20 protein-coding genes and 1 tRNA gene are annotated in these 19,232 nt (G+C 62.0%); 11 read left to right on the top strand and 10 right to left on the bottom strand.

What is annotated here, in order from left to right; genetic code table 11:
• The first annotated feature begins 29 nt into the window (after positions 1 to 29).
• Positions 30 to 716, top strand: coding sequence for a LysE family translocator (locus LJ656_RS16755; RefSeq protein WP_230510508.1), 687 nt, complete (start codon positions 30 to 32; stop codon positions 714 to 716).
• 75 nt (positions 717 to 791) lie between these two features.
• Here the strand turns inward: LJ656_RS16755 and LJ656_RS16750 are convergent, their stop codons facing one another.
• Together LJ656_RS16750 and LJ656_RS16745 are read right to left on the bottom strand one after the other, a co-directional pair.
• Positions 792 to 1,085: a hypothetical protein gene (locus LJ656_RS16750; RefSeq protein ID WP_230510507.1), complete on the bottom strand. Its 294-nt coding sequence runs from the start codon at positions 1,083 to 1,085 to the stop codon at positions 792 to 794.
• 385 nt (positions 1,086 to 1,470) lie between these two features.
• Entirely contained in the window at positions 1,471 to 1,632 is a 162-nt protein-coding gene (locus tag LJ656_RS16745) for a hypothetical protein (protein ID WP_199731134.1), read from the bottom strand.
• 308 nt (positions 1,633 to 1,940) lie between these two features.
• Between LJ656_RS16745 and LJ656_RS16740 the strand changes: the two genes are divergently transcribed.
• From LJ656_RS16740 to LJ656_RS16730, 3 genes are all read left to right on the top strand, one after another.
• Positions 1,941 to 2,870: a Rossmann-like and DUF2520 domain-containing protein gene (locus LJ656_RS16740; RefSeq protein WP_230510506.1), complete on the top strand. Its 930-nt coding sequence runs from the start codon at positions 1,941 to 1,943 to the stop codon at positions 2,868 to 2,870.
• Positions 2,871 to 2,987: 117 nt separating this feature from the next.
• The gene (locus LJ656_RS16735) at positions 2,988 to 3,308 is read left to right on the top strand and encodes an EthD family reductase (protein ID WP_230510505.1); all 321 of its coding nucleotides are present in this window, start codon (positions 2,988 to 2,990) and stop codon (positions 3,306 to 3,308) included.
• Between the two features lie 258 nt (positions 3,309 to 3,566).
• Positions 3,567 to 4,130, top strand: a complete 564-nt coding sequence (locus LJ656_RS16730) for a YggT family protein (RefSeq protein WP_230510504.1) — start codon at positions 3,567 to 3,569, stop codon at positions 4,128 to 4,130.
• Between the two features lie 93 nt (positions 4,131 to 4,223).
• On the opposite strand, the gene LJ656_RS16725 is transcribed toward LJ656_RS16730, so the two are convergent.
• Positions 4,224 to 5,939: a methyl-accepting chemotaxis protein gene (locus tag LJ656_RS16725; protein ID WP_230510503.1), complete on the bottom strand. Its 1,716-nt coding sequence runs from the start codon at positions 5,937 to 5,939 to the stop codon at positions 4,224 to 4,226.
• Positions 5,940 to 6,145: 206 nt separating this feature from the next.
• Between LJ656_RS16725 and LJ656_RS16720 the strand changes: the two genes are divergently transcribed.
• The 4 genes from LJ656_RS16720 to LJ656_RS16705 all read left to right on the top strand — a co-directional run bounded on the left by LJ656_RS16720 (position 6,146) and on the right by LJ656_RS16705 (position 9,764).
• Positions 6,146 to 7,180, top strand: a complete 1,035-nt coding sequence (locus LJ656_RS16720) for a hypothetical protein (protein ID WP_230510502.1) — start codon at positions 6,146 to 6,148, stop codon at positions 7,178 to 7,180.
• A gap of 117 nt (positions 7,181 to 7,297) precedes the next feature.
• Positions 7,298 to 7,371 (top strand) — tRNA-Gly (locus LJ656_RS16715).
• Positions 7,372 to 7,456: 85 nt separating this feature from the next.
• A complete protein-coding gene (locus tag LJ656_RS16710) occupies positions 7,457 to 9,415 on the top strand; it encodes a site-specific integrase (RefSeq protein ID WP_230510501.1) in 1,959 nt (652 codons plus the stop codon).
• Positions 9,416 to 9,461: 46 nt separating this feature from the next.
• Complete coding sequence (locus tag LJ656_RS16705; RefSeq protein ID WP_230510500.1) at positions 9,462 to 9,764, top strand: hypothetical protein; 303 nt, start codon at positions 9,462 to 9,464, stop codon at positions 9,762 to 9,764.
• Positions 9,765 to 10,166: 402 nt separating this feature from the next.
• Here LJ656_RS16705 and LJ656_RS16700 read toward each other — a convergent pair whose 3' ends face one another.
• The 3 genes from LJ656_RS16700 to LJ656_RS16690 are packed head-to-tail and all read right to left on the bottom strand — an operon-like array spanning position 10,167 to position 11,940.
• Positions 10,167 to 11,036: a hypothetical protein gene (locus tag LJ656_RS16700; protein ID WP_230510499.1), complete on the bottom strand. Its 870-nt coding sequence runs from the start codon at positions 11,034 to 11,036 to the stop codon at positions 10,167 to 10,169.
• A 40-nt stretch (positions 11,037 to 11,076) separates the two neighbouring features.
• On the bottom strand, positions 11,077 to 11,424 hold the full coding sequence (locus tag LJ656_RS16695; protein WP_230510498.1) for a hypothetical protein: 348 nt from the start codon (positions 11,422 to 11,424) through the stop codon (positions 11,077 to 11,079).
• 9 nt (positions 11,425 to 11,433) lie between these two features.
• Positions 11,434 to 11,940 (bottom strand): hypothetical protein, encoded by a 507-nt coding sequence (locus LJ656_RS16690; protein WP_230510497.1) that lies wholly within the window; start codon positions 11,938 to 11,940, stop codon positions 11,434 to 11,436.
• Positions 11,941 to 12,054: 114 nt separating this feature from the next.
• Here LJ656_RS16690 and LJ656_RS16685 point away from each other — a divergent pair, with 114 nt between their 5' ends.
• Positions 12,055 to 12,726 carry a recombinase family protein gene (locus LJ656_RS16685; protein WP_076897034.1) on the top strand — a complete coding sequence of 224 codons (672 nt, stop codon included), beginning with the start codon at positions 12,055 to 12,057 and terminating at the stop codon, positions 12,724 to 12,726.
• An 83-nt stretch (positions 12,727 to 12,809) separates the two neighbouring features.
• Here the strand turns inward: LJ656_RS16685 and LJ656_RS16680 are convergent, their stop codons facing one another.
• On the bottom strand, positions 12,810 to 14,264 hold the full coding sequence (locus tag LJ656_RS16680) for a hypothetical protein (protein WP_230510496.1): 1,455 nt from the start codon (positions 14,262 to 14,264) through the stop codon (positions 12,810 to 12,812).
• A gap of 492 nt (positions 14,265 to 14,756) precedes the next feature.
• Here LJ656_RS16680 and trmB point away from each other — a divergent pair, with 492 nt between their 5' ends.
• Entirely contained in the window at positions 14,757 to 15,569 is an 813-nt protein-coding gene (trmB, locus tag LJ656_RS16675) for a tRNA (guanosine(46)-N7)-methyltransferase TrmB (protein WP_230510495.1), read from the top strand.
• A 145-nt stretch (positions 15,570 to 15,714) separates the two neighbouring features.
• Here the strand turns inward: trmB and LJ656_RS16670 are convergent, their stop codons facing one another.
• The 3 genes from LJ656_RS16670 to LJ656_RS16660 all read right to left on the bottom strand — a co-directional run bounded on the left by LJ656_RS16670 (position 15,715) and on the right by LJ656_RS16660 (position 17,575).
• Positions 15,715 to 16,551 (bottom strand): undecaprenyl-diphosphate phosphatase, encoded by an 837-nt coding sequence (locus LJ656_RS16670; protein WP_230510494.1) that lies wholly within the window; start codon positions 16,549 to 16,551, stop codon positions 15,715 to 15,717.
• Between the two features lie 92 nt (positions 16,552 to 16,643).
• Positions 16,644 to 17,237: a DUF1439 domain-containing protein gene (locus LJ656_RS16665; protein WP_230510493.1), complete on the bottom strand. Its 594-nt coding sequence runs from the start codon at positions 17,235 to 17,237 to the stop codon at positions 16,644 to 16,646.
• A 23-nt stretch (positions 17,238 to 17,260) separates the two neighbouring features.
• The gene (locus LJ656_RS16660) at positions 17,261 to 17,575 is read right to left on the bottom strand and encodes a YkgJ family cysteine cluster protein (protein WP_230510524.1); all 315 of its coding nucleotides are present in this window, start codon (positions 17,573 to 17,575) and stop codon (positions 17,261 to 17,263) included.
• 265 nt (positions 17,576 to 17,840) lie between these two features.
• On the opposite strand from LJ656_RS16660, the gene hemN reads away from it, so the two are divergent.
• Complete coding sequence (hemN, locus tag LJ656_RS16655) at positions 17,841 to 19,226, top strand: oxygen-independent coproporphyrinogen III oxidase (protein WP_230510492.1); 1,386 nt, start codon at positions 17,841 to 17,843, stop codon at positions 19,224 to 19,226.
• Positions 19,227 to 19,232 lie beyond the last annotated feature (6 nt).

The raw sequence follows: 19,232 nt of genomic DNA, 5'->3' as shown, positions 1-19,232 counted from the left end.
ATAACAACAAGTTTGGAGCAGTACGCCAGATGCACGCCTTCTCAATGATGTCGGACGGATTTTTTCTGTCCCTGTCGCTGTGTCTCGACATCGGTCTCGTCAACGTCGCGATCATTTCGATGACGCTGTCGCACGGCTTCCGACCGGGCTTCTGGCTCGGCCTCGGCTCATGCTTCGGCGACCTGCTCTACGCAGCGCTTGCGCTCGCCGGGATGGCCGCGCTGCTGCAGTTCGACTCGGTGCGCTGGGTCGTGTGGATCGGCGGCGCGGCGATCCTGCTGTTTCTCACCTGGAAGATGGCGCGCGAGGCGATGTTCCCGGCCATGGCGCCCGCGGTCGCCGGCGACGGCGACGGCACCACCGTTGTGGCGCAACCTTCCGCATGGCGCGGCTTTCTGCGCGGCGTGCTGCTCGCGGTCTCGTCGCCGACGGCGATTCTGTGGTTCGCGGCGGTCGGCGGCGCGCTGATCGCGAAAGCCGGCGCGACGAGTCCAAAGACCGCGCTGATCTTTCTCGGCGGCTTTTTCCTCGGTGGACTGTGCTGGACGCTGTTCATCTGCGGACTTGGCAGCCACGGCCGCAAGCGCGCCGGTACCGGGCTGTTGCGCGCGTGTCACGTGCTGTCCGCTCTGCTGTTCGCGTATTTCTCGTACAGCGTGATCGTCAATGGGTATCACGATCTGATCGTGCAGAGCACCGCGCATGTTAGTAGCTGACACGCACTGATCGCCCACATGCAAACGGCTCGCAGATGCGAGCCGTTTTTCGTTGCGCGTCAAGCGCGCCCGCGCTTAGCGGCGGTAATAGCCGTGGCCGTAGTAGCCATGCCCGTAATAGCCGCGATAGTAGCCATGTGGATAGTACGGACGGCCATAGCCGTAATAAGCCGGCGCCACGACGACCGGAGGGGGCACATAGACCGGCGGCGGGGGCGGCGCGTACACCGGCGGCGGCGCCGCGTACACCGGATAGGCCGGCGCAACAGGCACCCCGAGCCCGATACCGACGGAAACATGCGCCTGAGCGGCCCCGGCAAGTCCGAGGCCGAGCCCGACTGCTACGACAAACGGAACGATCTTTTTCACTTCTATTCTCCTAGCGCGGCCTGCCAAGGTCGCCGACTGCGCATGCCTCGCATGCTGTTGAATCAATTTAACGAAAAAGCCGCCGCCGAACTGTTCGCATTTGTTGCAAATTGCAATCAGCGACAGTCGACGTGCGGCCGCGAACCGCACGGGGTCTCGCCGACGCGCTCGCGGCAAGCCCGAAACGGACCGGGAATCAAGGATTTGGACGGGGCTGACGCGGCGCGCCGGAAGCACCGGCACGCGCTGATGGGCAGGACTTCGCGACTCGGTAATGTTTGATTACAAATTCGCTTCAAAACTGACAGGGGCATCCAGTTCCCTACGAAAAATGCCCGGCCAAAACCGCATGCCGGGCATTTTCTCACCTGTGACGAGCGCGGGCCTAGCCGACCTTCACATACGCAAATTCGCGCGACACGCTCGGCGGGACATAGGCGCCGCTGATCCTCACGCGCGGCGTCAGCCGCTTTTTCTGATCCCACCAGCGACGGCGCTGGGCCGGCGTCAGGAACCGCAAATGTTTTCGGTAAGAAAAAATACTCATCGCTACCCTCCCGAATCTCTGACTGCTGTACATAGACAGGAACCGCAAAAGTACGCAACCGCAACTTCTTCCAGATCATTGCTTCATTCCACTCACGATTCTGAGCAGTTTTCAGGCCCACGGGCATCGCACGGCCCGATGACCGGCTGTGGCCGCCATATCGCCGGCGAACTGATCGGACGACAGGTGTTCACACGAGCGCCGATACGGCGTGGAAAATCGCCAGCGCCGGCCGCGCGCATGGACGGCGCCGGATGCGCGATACTTCGTTTGTCCCGTTCAACCGATCCGTCCCGGAGCCGCCGACCATGTCCCAGTCTTCCCTGCCGCGCGTCGGCTTCATCGGCGCGGGACGGCTCGCGCGCTGTCTCGCGCTGGGCTTCGCGCGCGCCGGCTATCCGGTGACCGCGATTGCCAGCCGCTCGACCGAGTCCGCGCGCCGGCTCGCCGCCCAGCTCGAGCAGTGCGTCGCGTGCGACGATCCCCAACAGGTCATCACTGCCGCCGATATCGTTTTTTTAGCCGTTCCCGACGACCACATCGGTACGACAGCGCACACACTCCGATTCGGCCCCGGACTCGCGAGCGGCAAGGCGCTCGTGCATTGCAGCGGCGCGTCGCCGGTCGAGCTGCTGGCGCCGGCCCGCGCGCAGGGTGCGGCGATCGGCGGCTTTCATCCGCTCTATCTGTTTGGCGGCGAGCCAGCCGACCTCGAGCGGATCGCCGGCTGCTCGGTGACGATCGAAGCCGACGGCGCGCTGAAGGACACGCTGACCGCGCTGGCAGTCGCGCTGCGCTGCCATCCGCTATCGATCCCACCCGGCAGCCGGATGCTCTATCACGGCGCTGCGCACTATGCGGCGAGTTTCGCGCTGTGCAGCCTCGCCGAATGCGTCGCGCTGTGGCGCACGCTCGGCTTCGCCGAAGACGACGCGCTGCGCGCGCTGCTGCCGATGCTCGCCGGCACGATCGAAACCGCCCGCGACAAAGGGCTGCCGAACGCGCTCGCCGGCCCGGTGTCGCGCGGCGACACCGGCGTCGTGCGAAAGCAGCTGGCGCTGCTCGAAGGGCTCGGCGGCGACCATGCCGCGCTCTACGGACTGCTGACGCGCCGCGCGGTCGAGCTCGCGCAGCGGCGCGCGATCCCGCCCGCGACGCTCGATGCCATCTCGGCGTCAGTGGAAGAATCGCTGGGCCGCTCGCTCAATCAGGCGGCAGCAGGTGCAAGCGTCAAGTAAGCCGTGATAATGTGACGACCGGCGCGATCCGCCGACAGTTGCACGCCAACCGGCCAACAGCCTGCCACGCCGCGTCGGCCCGCGCCGCGCTTCGGGACCAACAGACGAGAACGCACAATGATCAAGGTCAGCATCCTCTATCCGTACCGGGAAAACGGCCGCTTCGACATGGACTACTACTGCGCGACCCACCTGCCGCTCGCGGCGAAGTTGTTCGGGCCGGCGCTGAAAGGCTGGTCGGTCGACGCGGGGCTCAACGCGGGGCCGCCCGGCACGCCGCCACCGTACGTGGCCGCCGGTCACTTCCTGTTCGACAGCGCGGACGACTTCTATAAAGTGTTCAAGCCCGCGTCGGACGAGTTGCTGGCGGACATTCCGAATTACACCGACGGCGGCAACGGCCAGATCCTGATCAGCGAGGTCCGGGTTTCCGTGTGATGCCGGACAGACAGCCGGAGGGCGGCGGAGCGCAATGACGTCGAGCCGCCGGCGGGCCGAGCCGGTCGAATCTTTCCAACGCAAGTTCCGCGCGACTCACCGCCTGTACCCCGCGCGGCCGCCTGAGACCGACAACAGTCAAGACGCCGTTGCGCGAGCAACACGTCTGCCAATCAACCGAGCACCGGCGCGCCCACGCGGGCGACTCCGGCCGGCCGCAGTCAACCGGGGCCGCGCTCAGAAGCATAAGGACACGAGATGTTTGGCGATATCGCCCGTTTTCTACTCAATACCGTTTTCACGCTGTTCGGCGCGGCGCTGCTGCTGCGCGCGTGGCTGCAAGTCGTGCGTCTGCCGCCGTACAACCCGGTGTCGAATGCCGTGATGCAGGCGACCAACTGGATCGTGCTGCCGCTGCGCCACATCCTGCCGAGCACGCGCAGGATCGACTGGGCGAGCGTGGTCGCGACGCTGATCGCCGCGATCGTCTACGTGGTGCTGATGGTCGTGCTGACGGGCGCCGATCCGCTGGCGCTGGCGCCGACGCTGCTGATCGTCGCGGTGCTGACCGCGATCAAGTGGGCGCTGAACCTGATCATCTGGATGACGATCCTGATGGCGCTGCTGTCGTGGCTCAACCCGCGCTCGCCGGCGATGCCGATCCTCTATCAGCTGACCGCGCCGTTTCTGAATCCGCTGCGCCGCGTGCTGCCGCAGCTCGGCGGAATCGACCTTTCGCCGATCCTGCTGTTCGTGATCGTGCAGGTGCTGCAGATGGTGGTCACGCGCGCGGCGGTGCAGCTGACTTACTTCGTGATCTGAGTGTGTGTTGAAGCGGGGCGGCGCGTGGCGAAAGCTGCGTGCCACTCGCCTCGGCGGCGCCACAGCCTCGCCTCAACGCGGATTTAGCGCAGCTCAGAACGTATCCCAGTCGTCGTCCGCCGTCGCCATCGCAGGCCTCGGCGCCGCCACCGAGGGCTTCTGCGCCACAGGCTGCGTTACCGCGGGCTTCGCGGCCCGCGCCGGCACCAGCGGCGCCGCCTTCGGCGCCAGCTCCGCCGCGAAACCCCGGCTCTCCCCGGTCCGGAACACCGCCACCGTCTGCTTCATCTTGCGCGCCTGCGCATCGAGCGATTGCGCAGCCGCCGCGGCCTGTTCGACGAGCGCCGCGTTCTGCTGGGTGGTCTCGTCCATCTGCGTGACCGCCTGGCCGACCTGATGGATGCTGCGGTTCTGCTCCTCGGAGGCCGTCGCGATTTCGCCGACGATGTCCGACACCCGATGAATCGCGTCCTTGATGTCGGCCATCGTCGCACTAACTTCGGCGGCCTGCTGCGTGCCGCCCTCGATGATCGCCGCCGAAGTCGTGATCATTTCCTTGATTTCCTTGGCCGCACTGGCCGAGCGTTGTGCGAGATTGCGCACTTCGCTCGCGACCACCGCGAAGCCACGCCCTTGCTCGCCAGCACGCGCCGCTTCGACCGCGGCGTTCAACGCGAGGATGTTGGTCTGGAACGCGATGCCCTCGATTACGCCGGTGATCTCGGAAATCTTCGTCGAGCTGCCGCTGATCTCGCCGATCGTGCGCACCATCCCCTCGACCGCCTTATTGCCGGTGTTCGCAACCTGCGCGGCCTGGATGGCAAGCGCGCTGGCGTTGTGCGCGTTGTCGCTATTGCGGCTGACGGTCTGCGTCAGCTCCGACATGCTCGCTGCGGTCTGTTCGAGCGACGCGGCCTGTTCTTCGGTGCGCGCGGACAGATCGATGTTGCCGCTCGCGATCTGCTGCGACGCGACGCTGACCGACTCGGCGCTTTCGCGGATCGAGCCGATCGTGGTTGCGAGACGTTGCTGCATGTCGGCGATCGCGCCAAGGATGCTGCGCTGACCGGTGCGGCCGCTGTCCAGACGCTGACTCAGATCGCCGCCGGCGATCCGCTCGACCACCTGCGCGACGTCGACCGGCTCTCCGCCGATCTGCCGCACGACCGCACGCGTCACCAGCAGGCCCAGACCGAGCGCGATGGCGACGCCGGCAAGCGCGCAACTCGCTATCCACCACGTGACTGAGCGCACCGCGTCGACACCGTGTTCGACCCGCCGCTGCGCGAGCTCGTCGCGCACGTCCGACAGCTTGATCAGCAGCGTGCGCAGTTTCACGTGCAGCGGATCGGTCGTCGATTTCAGTTCGGCGAGCGCGCCGGGCTGATCGCCTTGGTCCGCGAGCGCCATCACTTTCGCGACCGAACTCATATAGGCGGGCCACGCGGCGTCGAAGTCGCCGAGCAACTGCTTCTGCGCGTCGGTGCTCGCGTGCTTGCGCTCGTAGTCGAACGCCGACAGGATCGCCGTCTCGCCACCGTGATTGAGGCGCACAGTATCGGCGCGGCCAGCCACGTCCGGATTCAGGATGTACGAATAGAGGCGCCGGAAGTGCGAGGCGGCCTGCCACGCGGCGGTGCCGTCGTTACGCACCGGCACGAATTCGCGCTCGTACATTTCGGTCTGCATCGTCGCGACTTCGCGCACCTTGAGCACGCCGACGATGCCGACGATAGCCGTCACGAACGCGCACAGCATCAATGCGCCGACCAGCTTGTGACTGAGCTTCAGATTGGAAAACCACTGCATTTTTGGAAGTCTCTCAACGGGATGGGGGCGCCGCGGCGTTGGCTTGTTTTTCTTGACAGCTTGTGGAGCGGGACGCCAGTCCGGGATTACGGCCGGCGGCAGTGGATTCTGAAGGCCAGAACGTATAACCCACTGGCACACATACAGGTTTTTAAAAGGATGCCGTAAACAGTCGATAAATAAACGCCCCCGCTCAGGAGAATGAAGTGCAAGGAATCATCTATCGCATCGAACAGCCGATAAACTCACTCCAGATAACTATCCCTCTGCAAGGAGCTTATTTTCTTGGGGCGGTTCATAGTTCAACCATGACGAGCGCCCATGACGGTTTGAACGAACCATTCGCAATTCGCTTTTTCTCCGGCTCTAATCGCTCGACCGTGTTCTGTTTTTGTCCAGTTGACACCTTGAGCGACGGAGCCAAAAAATATGCATGGGTATGCGCACGCAAATTCGCGCAGCAAGATACACCGATCGAGGAAATAGGTCGGTTTGTCTGGTCCACCAGCAACTCGGCATCCATGATCAACGACATCTCGATGTTCTTTCGGGAGTCAGCCACCTTGACCCGAGAAGGCTATTCGGATGTAGCTGGGGTACAAGCGGCCGTCGATGCAAGAGGCATGGCGATACTCGCGACAGGGTCCAACAGCGACCGGGTAGAACGAGCCTTAGTGGCATACATGCTAGGGCGCGCTTATCACCGTATGCTGGAAGATGCTATCCACGAACTTGCCGAATGCTGCCGCGACGATTTGAAGGTGAAGCGCATTGAAGCAATGCATTCGGAAATCTCTCGCTTCATTGCCAGCTATTACTTCGATGCGCCCGCACGTGTCACCACTACGGAAGTTGGGCCACTTTATGAAACGATCTACGAGCGGTTGCTGCTCAAATCGCTTCGCCACGAGCTTGTCGATCAACTGGGAAGAATCGCCGAAATCATTCGGATAGAGAGAACGGCTGCGGAATCCGCTTTCGAGACAAAGTTGCAACGACGCCTCACAATATTTGGCTCGCTGATTGGAATACTAGGCTTATTGCAATTGACGCAAACCACTCCTGCCCAGATCAGTGCTTTTGTAACCGGCTGGAAAGCGGAAATCTCAAACACTCCGGCGAATACTGCGTCATCGCCCGAGTCGCAGAATTCCATTGCACTACAGCAGGACGACCACCCGGAGCAACAATCTCACAAGCTAAAGCGAGTCCGCCATGACGCGCAGAGCGGCACTCACTAAGGCTCCCGATCGGAGCGACACGCATTTCACCGCAAAGCGCAGGGACGGATCGCGCTGCTGGTCGCCGCGACCGCCCATTGCCCCCGACGCCCAAAACCCTGTAAAATCTCGCCTTCTGCGGGCGTCGTATAATGGTAATACCCTAGCTTCCCAAGCTAGAGCCGTGGGTTCGATTCCCATCGCCCGCTCCACCTCGAACCTAACCGGTTGATTTTGTTCCGGTTACGGTCCTGACAGCACGAATACTCCGCGAGACTACTACAGTGGTGGTCCGTCATGCAGGGTATCTCCTGCCTGTATCGCCGTCCTAGCGGCATCTACGCAGTGCGTCTCGTCGTCCCTAAGCGGTTGCGCGCGTTCGTCGGTAGGACGGAGATACACACGTCTACCGGCGTCCGAAGTCTGCCGGTTGCGAAGACTGAGGCGCTTAGAATCCAGCTTCACTGGCGCAAACACTTTCAGGCGATGGACGCGGAAAAACTGAGGAACGAAAGCCCGCTGATTGCTGGCGACGGCATGATTTCGATCACGGCGGCGGCGGACGCTATCGGCATCTCACCCGGCGCACTCGCTGGCGAACTGCTCAATGACCGGGCGCAGGTCTATACGCACGTTCAAGGTCTACGCGGTTGGGCGGTTCCTGACTTGAACGACATCGAGCGCGACTATGACGGCGGCCTCGTCCTGAATGACGTTGAGAGCAAAGGCGTCGAGACGACCCATTCCGGTATGGTGCGGTTCCTCGATACGCGCGCCACGCTTGGCCGGTTCGTCGTCGGTGCTAAGTCCGCCGAGTCCGTTTTGCGGCACGGTGCGCGCGCCGCCGTCATTCTGGATGACGAGCTGGAGGTGTCGCTGTCCGAGTGCGTCACGACCAAAACCGCCGTCGCGCAGGTTCGTGCCCGCCTTGCCTTGTCCGTGCCGCCAGCAAGCCCTGTCGTGCCGACTGCCACGACGATACCGCCCGCGCCGCCAGCAAGCCCCACTGTGACGCCGAGCATGGCGACGCCCATCATCCACGATGCAATCACGGCGCGGCAGGGCTCCAAGCGCTTTTCAGACCTGTTCGAGCTTTACAAGCAAGACCGGAGCTGGAGCGAAGGACAGACCCGCCGCATGACAACCGAAGCCGGTCTATTCAAGGATTTGATGGGCGATCCGGCGCTAGGCGACATCGAGAAAGAGACCGTGCTGGAGTTCGCGCGGCTGCTCGCCCTACTGCCGACAGACATCCACGACGCACGGCGCAACTATTTCCGCACGACCGGCGAGACCAAAACCCTCCACGAGCTGATAGAACTCGCCAAGCGCGACGGGCGGAAACGCAAGAATGAGGATACGGTGAAACGGCACGTCGGGAACGTTAGCCAGATTCTCGGCTACGGCGTCAAGGCGGGCTTAATGCACTTCAATCCGGCATCGGGCTACAAGCGTGGGCGCAGCGCTGGTGCGGGTTCACGTCCGCAGGACGACCGCCAGACGTTCGAGCCTGACGAGCTGGAGCGCATCTTTTCGCAGGACTGGTTCGCGCGTGGTGCGGGGGCCATTAGAAGGAACGGCTTCACGCACTGGCGACCGCACTACTACTGGTTGCCGCTGCTGGGCCTGTTGACCGGTGGCCGTATCAATGAGCTGTCGCAGCTCTACCTAGACGACATACGGCAGTCTGAGGCCGGGGTGTGGTATCTGGATTTCAACCTCGACGGAGACAAGGTAGAGGACGTGCCCGACAAGTCGCTGAAGACGGTCAACGCCGTACGAGTCGTGCCGATACATGCAGAGCTGGTGCGCCTCGGCTTGCCCGAGTATGTCGAGCGGCTAAGGCGGGCGGGGCATACCCGCCTGTTCCCAGAGCTGAAGCGTGACCCGGTGAAGGGCTACGGCAAGCCCGCTGGATCGTGGTTCAACGAGCGCTTTCTAGGCAACAGGCTTGGCATCGAGCGCAACGGGAGGAAGACGTTCCACTCGTTCCGGCATACGTTCGTTACAGCGCTTGATCGGCTCGAACTGCCGGAGCGCATTCTCGCTCAGCTGGCAGGGCATGAGCGCGGCACCACGCAGGCCGGTATCCGCTACACGAAGGACCGCAGCGCCGACGAGCTGGCAGAGATTTTCGCCCGGTTGCACTTCCCGGCACTCGCTGGCGTAGCGCCATTCAGGATTGGTGATGCTCTGGTCGCAATCAAATGCGCAGAGCGCCAGAAGGTGGCGGCCAGCCGACGCGAGCAGCGTTAAACACATAGCATTCGCCGCAATCGCGGCACAAATCGGGGAAACAAAAATGAATCTCAAAAGAATCGCCGTGCTGTCCCTTGCTTCATTGGCTCTGACCGCCTGCATGACGGTCGGTAATAAGTTCGATCCGAGCGCGGTGGACTCCATGCGTCCGGGTGTGACCACGATACAAGATGCAGAAACCGCGCTCGGCAAACCCGCATCGTCGTCAGCGGTCGTGAATGGCGGCACGTTGCTGCAATGGATTTATACGCAGGGTTCTGTGGTCGGCGCTTCTTCGGCGCACGTCGCAGTGCTGTTCGATAAGGATGGCAAGATGGTGCGCGTTACGCATCGGAGCCAGATGTAAGCGCGCATAGAGCCGCGCAGGCTTTTCGGGAGCGTCCGGGTCCGGGTGCTTCCTGTCGGTGCTCTCCGGGGCTCTCTATAAGGTTTCGTCAAAAAACGCCGCCAGTTGAAACACGGTATCCCTTCGAGACCGGCTTCAATTCCTAAGGGTTTGTTACCGGATGCGCACGCCCGTTTTTGTTGCGTGGCGGCAGTGCTGCGTTTCATCCTCTCGGGGCCGGGTGTCGCTTTGCTTCACCCCTTCTCATGTTCCCGTGAATGAAGGGAGAGGACGAGAGAGCGTGCGTATATGGGTGACATGTGTATAGACAGTTATTAGGCCCGCAAGACGACCTTTAGGCCCGACAAGGGTTTGACGGACTTAGACCGGCATCGGTTGTCCCGATTTTTTGCGCAAGGCCGGTCAGATGTTCAGGCGTCGCAAAGCATCCTTGATTGCATCCTGAAGTTCGTTGTCCGCTTGCAGATGGCTGCTCTCGCGCCGCAGTTTCCGCCACCTATCGCGCTGTCCGATGGACCGGAAGCTGTGCAAGCCGCGTGCTGGTGTTGCGTCGTTCAAGCGCCTGTTGATCGTGATCGCAGCGAGCTTGAACCGGTCGCCCTTTGCTTGCGTCTCAGGGGCAATCGGAGTGCGGAATCGGAAGAAGCGCGCAAGGGTCGTGAACTTGTATCCATCAAGGTCCGCCAGCTTGACTAAGCCCACATCTTGGAGTGCGTGACCGTTCAATGTCACCTCGACGCGTGCGCGCCAATCAGTCGGCGGAAGCGGTTGGCCGCAATCAGTGCGCTTCCAGTAGACGTGCCATGACACGTAATCCCACTTGTTGCCTTCGCGATAATTCAGGAGCGGGTCTAGTCGCTCGCCATGCGCATCCATGAAACGGTTCTTTCGTCGCGCAGGATCGAACTGGCGGGGGCTATCTCCGTCCGTCAGCAAGCTCGATTGCAGGCGATAGGTCATAGCGCGGGTCGCTGCCTCTCGCTCCACCTCTCCTGTATGCAGGAAGTCGCACGCGACCTCAATCGCTGCGATTTCCGGTGCGTGGGCGAGCGGATACCGTGCGACGAACTCCGCGAGCGCCTTGCTCAATGCCGCATAGTCGTTCGCCAGATGGTCGGTAACGCGCACCACGAACGTATCCGCCACGCCACCGGGTCCGGGCTCGATAGGCGTGACGTGGAGCTTTCCGGCACCCGCTGTGTCGAGCGCGGATTGGACGTGCTGGAACTGGGTTGGACGTGCGGTGCGGAGCCTCACGTCCAGCCAGTCCACGCAAGCCTTTCGCCGGAAGTGTCGAAGATCGCCCATGATGCTACGTGCGCGCGACCAGAGCCGGACCTTTCGAGATTTTCTGGTGTCGCCAGTGGACGGCGGTATCAAATTCCATGACGATGCCTTGCGGCGCTTGCTTCGCGACCGCGAGCGTTGTGGAGGCGTGGACGTTCCTGATAAACGCCTTGATCGCACTGAGGGCATACATTGGACGCCATGCACGCCCGTCGTGGTATCGGACGGCAGGCGTCAGCACATGACCGCACACATCGGTTTTGCCCTTGCGCATATCGGCGAGTGCGTCATCCCACGACCGCATCGCACCGAGGAAGTCGCGCAGGATCAAGGCGGTTTCGCCCGCCGGATAGATGGTTTCCTTGACCTTCATGCTTGCCCCTTATGCCGTAGCTCGTTTGCAGGCGTCAACGGCTGCCGACAATTCTTCCAAGACGGCCACTGCTTCCGCCACTTCGATCCGGTAGACCATCAGAGGGTCATCGGTGATTAGCTGGACATATGGCTTCCCGGCCTCGTCCACCTGCGGGTGGATACCGGACACCTTCAGCTTCCTGCCGGTCGTGCTGCCACCCTTCTCGCCGATGCCATACGCGCGCATGACTTCAGCCGCGCGCCCCGTGAGCGTGACGCTGCCGAGTTGCCGTTGCTTCTCGAACTCGACAAACCGGGCAAGTTCGTCCACGTCATAGTGAGCGGCCTTGAAGCCCACTACCGTTTGGAATGGGATGCGATACGGGACACGCCTCGTTTGACTGCGATTATTGGTCAGCCAGCGTTGCCAATATCCAACCGACTCCCCCGGCAGGGCCTCATTCAACCATTCGGCTGCCGCCTTGCTGCTCAAAAGTTCCACGTCCTGCTCCTTCTCAATTTTCGATGGAGTCATTCTACATGCCATTCAAAACCCATTCAACTTATGAGTTGTGTAAGTTCGTTTTGGGTTATACTGGCCTCACATTAAACGTTCGTCTCGTCGTGAGGCCACTTGCAGGAGTATTGAATGGCACAAGGGAAATTTGTCGCTTACTACCGGGTCAGCACGGCGCGTCAGGGCGCATCCGGTTTGGGTCTCGACGCACAGCGCGAAGCGGTTGCTCGTTACCTGAACGGTGGCGAATGGGAGCTGGTGGGCGAGTTCACCGAGACGGAGACCGGCAAGGGCGCGAACGCTCTGGAGAAGCGCCCGCAGCTTCGTGCCGCGCTTGAACTATGCAAGCGTCGTGGCGCGACGCTCATCATCGCAAAGCTCGACCGGCTCGCCCGCAACGTGCATTTCGTGTCTGGGTTGCTGGAAACCGGATGCGACTTCGTAGCCGCCGACATGCCGCAGGCGAACAAGGTCATGATCCAGATGCACGCTGTAATGGCTGAGTGGGAACGCGATCAGATCAGCAAGCGAACAAAGGACGCTCTGGCGGCAGCAAAGGCGCGTGGCGTGAAGCTCGGGACGGCAGGAGCCGCGAACCTCAAGCCGAACGTCGAGGCCCGACAGCGCGCCGCCGACGCCTTTGCAGTGAAGCTGGCAGGCATGGTGGCAGGGTTCCGAGCGCGAAACCTCTCTCAGCGTGACATGGTGGCCGAGCTGAACGCTCTCGGGATCAAAACTCCGAATGGCGGCACGTGGCATCGTGGACAACTATGCCGGTTGCTAGAACGAATCGACTCAGCGTGAACGGAATGGTGGGTGCCTTGCACGCCTATCGAGAGATGATGAATGATGCGGCGAACCGACATATCGAGTTCGCCTTTGCTCGCTTACCCGACAATCACGGCCCTGATACGATTCCCTAACAATTGATCCTCCGGACGTGCTGTCTCGTCTGCGATCTTTTCGTCAAGCAATTGAAGCAGGTCTTCATCAGTGAGAGGAATGATTAGCCCCCGATTATCAGTGTAGGTGTCTCTGCAACGGTGGATCAGTCGATCCATATCTTCGACTGATCGACATAACAGCATTCCGACTTGCCCTCTGTTCGGCGAGAATCTCCCGCTCAATTGGTCAACCTCTGGATTCCCGACTTCCCGACCATAGTTTTTGCATTCCACAGCGATATACTGGCAAGGGAGGCGATGAACTTGTTGCAACCTGTGAAAAATGCCGTTATCGGCCGCATTGTCAAAAAGAATATCTATTCTCTTCCGTCCATCGTGAATTTCCATTTCGATGGATGGGCTGATAAGTTTGGGGTAGAAAATTGCTTCAAGTATCCCGGTAACGAGACGGTGATAGGCGGTTGCCCCATCGCTGCCGACGGGAATGGCGGGCAACTGCTGTCGCAGAAACGCGAGAGCTGTCGGCAAGTCCAATCCAGGTTGGATCTCGTCGTCGCTAAGAGATTTATCAGTTCTTGCCGCCCATTCGCGGAATCCCGTAAAGACACCTCTGTGACGCACGGTAAACCCCGTCACAAAATCCTTCTCCGCAGGCGCAACGGCTTCCTTTAGCTCCTTTTTTGAAACCCAAACCTTTTCCGCTCCATTACGGAGTTGCCGCCTATGGACGAATGGTCCATTTGTTTGAAATTGCTCCTGCTTGAGAAAATTAAGCACAAAGTGCTGATGATATTTGCCCAATCCAAACGTTTTTGCGTAACTAACCACCCCCTTAGGAACTAACAATATTGGAGCGTCATCAATTACAAGCATGTCGTCGTGCCATTCCTCCCATCGAGAATTTTCGCGCACCCAACAGGGACCAGTTGCCGTGTTGGGTCTAAGCTCAATTCCATGCAGGAAGCATTGCTGTTGTGTATATCTAACAAGATTTCTCCGAATGATGTTCGTCGTCATATCCGAAACCTTGTCTTTATCGATGCCATGAATGAATATCCGGCAATCTTCTAAATGTTCGACTACACCCGTCTGGACAGCACGACTCTGGACGATACTGTCAAAGATTTGCTGTGCCTGATGGCTCCCCACTCCACGACCATTTGGATTGCCGCTCGAAATCCCGAGACAAGTTTCGTTGGGTTCGTGCAAATACTCGAATAGCGCTCTAGCTTGATCCATTTCCCCAGCGCGCACCAAGTCGAGGAAGAACCGAAAAAAAGACTCAACGGTCCTATGTGCCTCGACGGAAAACGCATCCGATCTATAGCCGAATGCGTGTGGGGACAAATAGAGCGGAGTGTCCCGGTCAGGATCGATGTCTACAAAGTCTAGTTCTATCTGGCTTTTCCCCAACTGAAACCGCTCGCTTATCTTCATGTTTTTTATCGGATTCAAGAAAGAACGACACTGGATCGTTGCGCCCGCCGTCATGATGTAACACGGACTTGACCGCGGGCGGTCTGGGATATTGCGCGTAGAGCCCCTGCTCTGGGACTACTTTACCGCGCCTGCCGCGCCACGCGCAAAGTTGTCAGAGAGGGGTTGGCGCGATACAATCCGCCTCCACAGAAGTCTGTTACGAGAGCGGGGTTCGCCCGCTCATTGTTGTAGTTTAATCAAGCACTTGCGGGTGATTCGTTGTGAGCGTTCGATTCCCATCGCCCGCTCCACTTTCCGCACTTGAGCGGTCAGCGGAACCCAGCAAGAGCCGCCTCCCCGAAGGCGGCTTTTTTGTAGCGGGCTTCTTTGTAGCGGTAAGGCCCGGCATCGCGCGACCAGCAGCGGGCGATGCGCCCGGCCAACCCGGCATTGCGCGCGCGGCCCGCCACGCCAGCCCCGCAGCCCTCATCCTTGCAGCAGCATCGACCAATGATCCACGATCCCAACGACTCCGGCCTGCCGGACGACCTCCCGACGCCCGCGAACGATAGCGCGGACCAGCCCGTCAGCGACGCTGCGGACCATGGCAACGCGAACTCCGGCGCGACCCCGGTCGACCCGCTGCATCATCGCCGCATCCGCAGCTTCGTGACGCGCGCCGGTCGCGTATCGACCGGCCAGCGGCGCGCGCTCGACGACCTCGGCCCGCGCTTCGTGGTGCCCTACGCGCCGCAGCAGCCGGACTGGGACAACGTGTTCGGCCGCGCCGCGCCGCGCGTGCTGGAGATCGGCTTCGGGATGGGCGCGACCACCGCGGAGATCGCCGCACAGCGTGCGGGCGACGACTTCCTCGGCGTCGAAGTTCACGAGCCGGGTGTCGGCGCGCTGCTCAAGCTGATGGGCGAGCAGTCGCTGACGAACATCCGCATCATTCAGCACGACGCGGTCGAAGTGCTCGAACAGATGATCGCGCCCGACAGCCTCGACGGCGTGCACATCTTCTTCCCGGACCCGTGGCACAAGGCGCGTCATCACAAGCGCCGGCTGATCCAGCCGAAGTTCGTCGCGCTGCTGGTGTCGCGTCTGAAACCCGGCGCATATCTGCATTGCGCGACCGACTGGCAGAACTACGCCGAGCAGATGCTCGAAGTACTCGGCGCCGATCCGTTGCTGGAAAACACCGCCGACGGCTACGCGCCGCGCCCCGACTATCGTCCGGTGACGAAGTTCGAGCGCCGCGGGCTGCGGCTCGGTCATGGCGTGTGGGATCTGGTGTTCCGCAAGCGCGCGGCGACCGCGTAAAAGCCACCCGCGCATCGCCCCGCAGCTGCCGGGGCCTGCCCAATAAAAAAGGTCCGCAATTGCGGACTTTTTTGCATTTCGTTCATACAACCGTGAGGTAAGAAACTGGCGGCCAGTCACGGCCGCTCTGAACGCTCTAAAAAACTCAATCCGCCCAGCTCAACCCGCCGCTATAACCGATCAGCAAAATCAGCAGGCCGAAGCCGATCCGATACCACGCGAACACCGTGAAGTCGTGCGACGCCACGTAGCGCAGCAGCCAGCGGATACAGATGAACGCGCTGACGAACGCCGCCGCGAAGCCGAGCGCGAAGCTGCCGAGCGCATCGGTGGAAAGCAGGTGCCAGTCCTTGTAGAGCTCGTAGGCGGTTGCGCCGAAGATGATCGGAATCGCGAGGAAGAACGAGAATTCGGTCGCCGCGCGGCGCTCGATGCCGAACAGCATCCCGCCGATGATCGTCGACCCCGAACGCGAAGTCCCCGGAATCAGCGCGAAGCACTGCGCGAGACCGACTTTCAACGCATCGAGCGGCGTCAGATCGTCGACGCTGCGCACCCGCACCGCCGCGTCGCCGCGTGCACGCTGGCGCGCCTCGGCCCACAGGATCACGACGCCGCCGACCACCAGCGCCAGCGCCACCGGCACCGGCGAGAACAGCGCCGCCTTGATGTTCTTTTCGAACAGCAGGCCGAGCACGATCGCCGGAATCGTCGCGATGATCACGTTCAGCGTGAAGCGACGCGCGTCGGGCCGGCTCGGCAAACCGACGATCACATCGCCGATGCGGCGCCGGAATTCCCAGCACACGGCGAGAATCGCGCCGAGCTGGATGACGACGTCGAAGGTCTTCGCGTGCTCGTCGGTGAAGTTGAGCAGACTGCCGACGACGATCAGATGGCCGGTGCTCGACACCGGCAAGAACTCGGTCAATCCCTCAACGACGCCCAGAATCAGCGCTTTGCAAGCCAGTAGCCAGTCCATCCGTGCCCCTTATCGCGGTAGGTAGGTTGTCGCAACGAACAGGGCCGGCACGTTGATTCAGAAATGCGCGGCCCCGGCGGCCGCCGCGCGCGTCATTTTTCGACGATCTGCACGCGTATGCCGTTTGTAAGGACGGTGATTGTACCGGGTTCGTAGTGCGCGCCGGCAAATTGCAGTTGCTCGGGCTTGAACGTGTAGATCGGGTAATTGGTCAGCAGCTGCGAGGCGAGCAGCGCCGCGGCCGCGTTGATCTGCTGCGTGTACGCCTGCGCCTGACCGCTCACGCTGACGTTATCGACGTTCGGCGATTTGAGGATCACCGAATGGCTGCCCGGGTCGTACGCGAGTTCGCTCGACAGCGTGAACACGCCATCGACCGGCTGTTGCAGGAACGGGCTCGCGAAGCGCGCGTCGAGCTTCACCGATACGCGGTTCGCATCGGGCAACAGCCCCACCACCGGGTTGCTCAGCGCGACATCGAACACCTGCGACACCGTGCGCTGATACGGGAACTTGCGCTGCACCGCATCCTGCACCTGCTGCTGCGAGAACGTGTAGTGCGACGGGATGAACGGAAAGATCGGGCTCGCGCAAGCGGCGAGCGACATCGTGATGCCAAGCGCGCTGCAGCCGCTCAGCGCTGCGCGCAAAAAGCGGCGCCGGGCGGGCGCTGCGGGTCGGGTCATACGAAATCTCCTGGGGAATGGGTTCATACAGGCGAGCCCGGTTGCGTCTGCGCCTCGAGCAGCGTGAGCCACGCGAGCGCCTCGCCGCGATTCGCGCCGCACATTTCGAGTTGCGGCTGCAGGCCCGAGCAGCACGCCGGCCGCTCCGGCTGGCCGAAGATCGCGCAGCGCAGATCGTCGCCGAGCTGCACGCAGCGCACGCCCGCCGGCTTGCCGTTCGGCATGCCCGGCAGCGGGCTCGAGATCGACGGCGCGATACAGCACGCGCCGCAATCGGGACGGCACGCATGGCCGTCAACCTGAAACGGCGACGCGCGCGGCGCGCCGCCCTGTTGCAACGCCGCGCGGTCAGACCCGTCACGGCGCACTGCGCTGTTCAACCCTTGATCCACGTCATCCTTCCTGTACTGAAACCCTAGCAAAGCATGCCAGACCCGCATTGTGCCACCGCCTTTCCGTGCGACCTTTTTACTCAATTTGTGAGAGAAGCACTCGCTTAAACTCGAACGCTTCCGCGCCTCGCGCCCCGCGGCCCGCAGTACCGAAACAACGCGGCCCTCGCGCTCGAAGCCCCCCGCAGTCACCCACCGTAACGCCCCACTAATGTCCATCGCCGACAGCCTGTTCCGCCCCGACCTGCTCGCCCGCTACAGCGCGAACGGTCCGCGGTATACGTCCTATCCGACCGCCCCGCAGTTCCGCGATTCGTTCGATCCCGCCGACTACCGGCGCGCCGCCGCCGACCCCGGCGCGGCATCGACCGACCTGTCGCTGTACTTCCACATTCCGTTCTGCGACACCGTGTGCTTCTACTGCGGCTGCAACAAGGTCGCGACGAAAAATCGCGCGCATGCGCGGCCGTACCTCGAACGCCTGAAGCGCGAAATCGCTTTGCAGGCCGCGTGTTTCGACACACAGCGCCCGGTGTCGCAACTGCATTGGGGCGGCGGCACGCCCACCTTCCTGTCGCACGACGAAATGGCCGAGCTGATGGCCGCGACCCGCGAACACTTCACACTGCTGCCCGACTGCGACGCCGAATATTCGATCGAAGTCGATCCGCGCGAAGCGTCGCCGGAAACGATCGCGCATCTGCGCGAGCTCGGCTTCAACCGCCTGAGCCTGGGCGTGCAGGATTTCGATCCGCGCGTGCAGCGGGCGATCAACCGGATCCAGCCGTTCGAACTGACCGCGGCGGTGATGCAGGCCGCGCGCGCGGTGGATTTTCATTCGATCGGCGTCGATCTGATCTACGGGCTGCCGCATCAGAGCGTAGACAGCTTCAGCCGCACGCTGGACACGATGCTCGAACTCGCGCCGGACCGGCTGTCGGTGTTCGGGTACGCGCACATGCCGCAGCTCTTCAAGATGCAGCGGCAGATGGACCCGGCCACGCTGCCCTCGCCCACCGAGCGGCTCGCGCTGCTGCAACGGGTGGTCGAGCGTCTGACGGACGCGGGCTATGTGTACATCGGCATGGATCACTTCGCGCTGCCCACCGACGAACTCGCGCGCGCCCAGGCGCGGCGCACGCTGCACCGTAATTTCCAGGGCTACAGCACGCGCGCCGAGTGCGATCTGATCGGCTTCGGGGCGTCGTCGATCGGCAAGGTCGGCGACGTCTACGCGCAGAACGCGAAGGAGCTGAACGCATACGGCGCGGCGATCGACGCCGGCCGACTCGCGATCGCGCGCGGCATCCGCCTGTCCGCCGACGACCGTCTGCGGCGCGACGTGATCACGCAGATCATGTGCAATCTCGAACTGCGCTTCGATGAATTCGAGGCGGCTTACGGGATTCGTTTCGCCGAAGCGTTCGCGCCGGAACTGGAACGTCTGCGCCCATTCGAAGACGACGGCCTGATCTCGCTCGGCAGCCGCAAGCTCGAAGTGCGGATGGCCGGGCGCATGCTGGTGCGCAATATCGCGATGGTGTTCGACCGCTATCTCGGCGAGCAGACGCTCGAACGCTTCTCGCGGACGGTCTGAAGCCGC

The organism is Paraburkholderia sejongensis (assembly GCF_020880815.1).
Lineage (GTDB): Bacteria > Pseudomonadota > Gammaproteobacteria > Burkholderiales > Burkholderiaceae > Paraburkholderia > Paraburkholderia sejongensis.
Note: the sequence above shows the minus strand (reverse complement) of the source record. Positions and strands in the feature narration are given on the sequence as shown.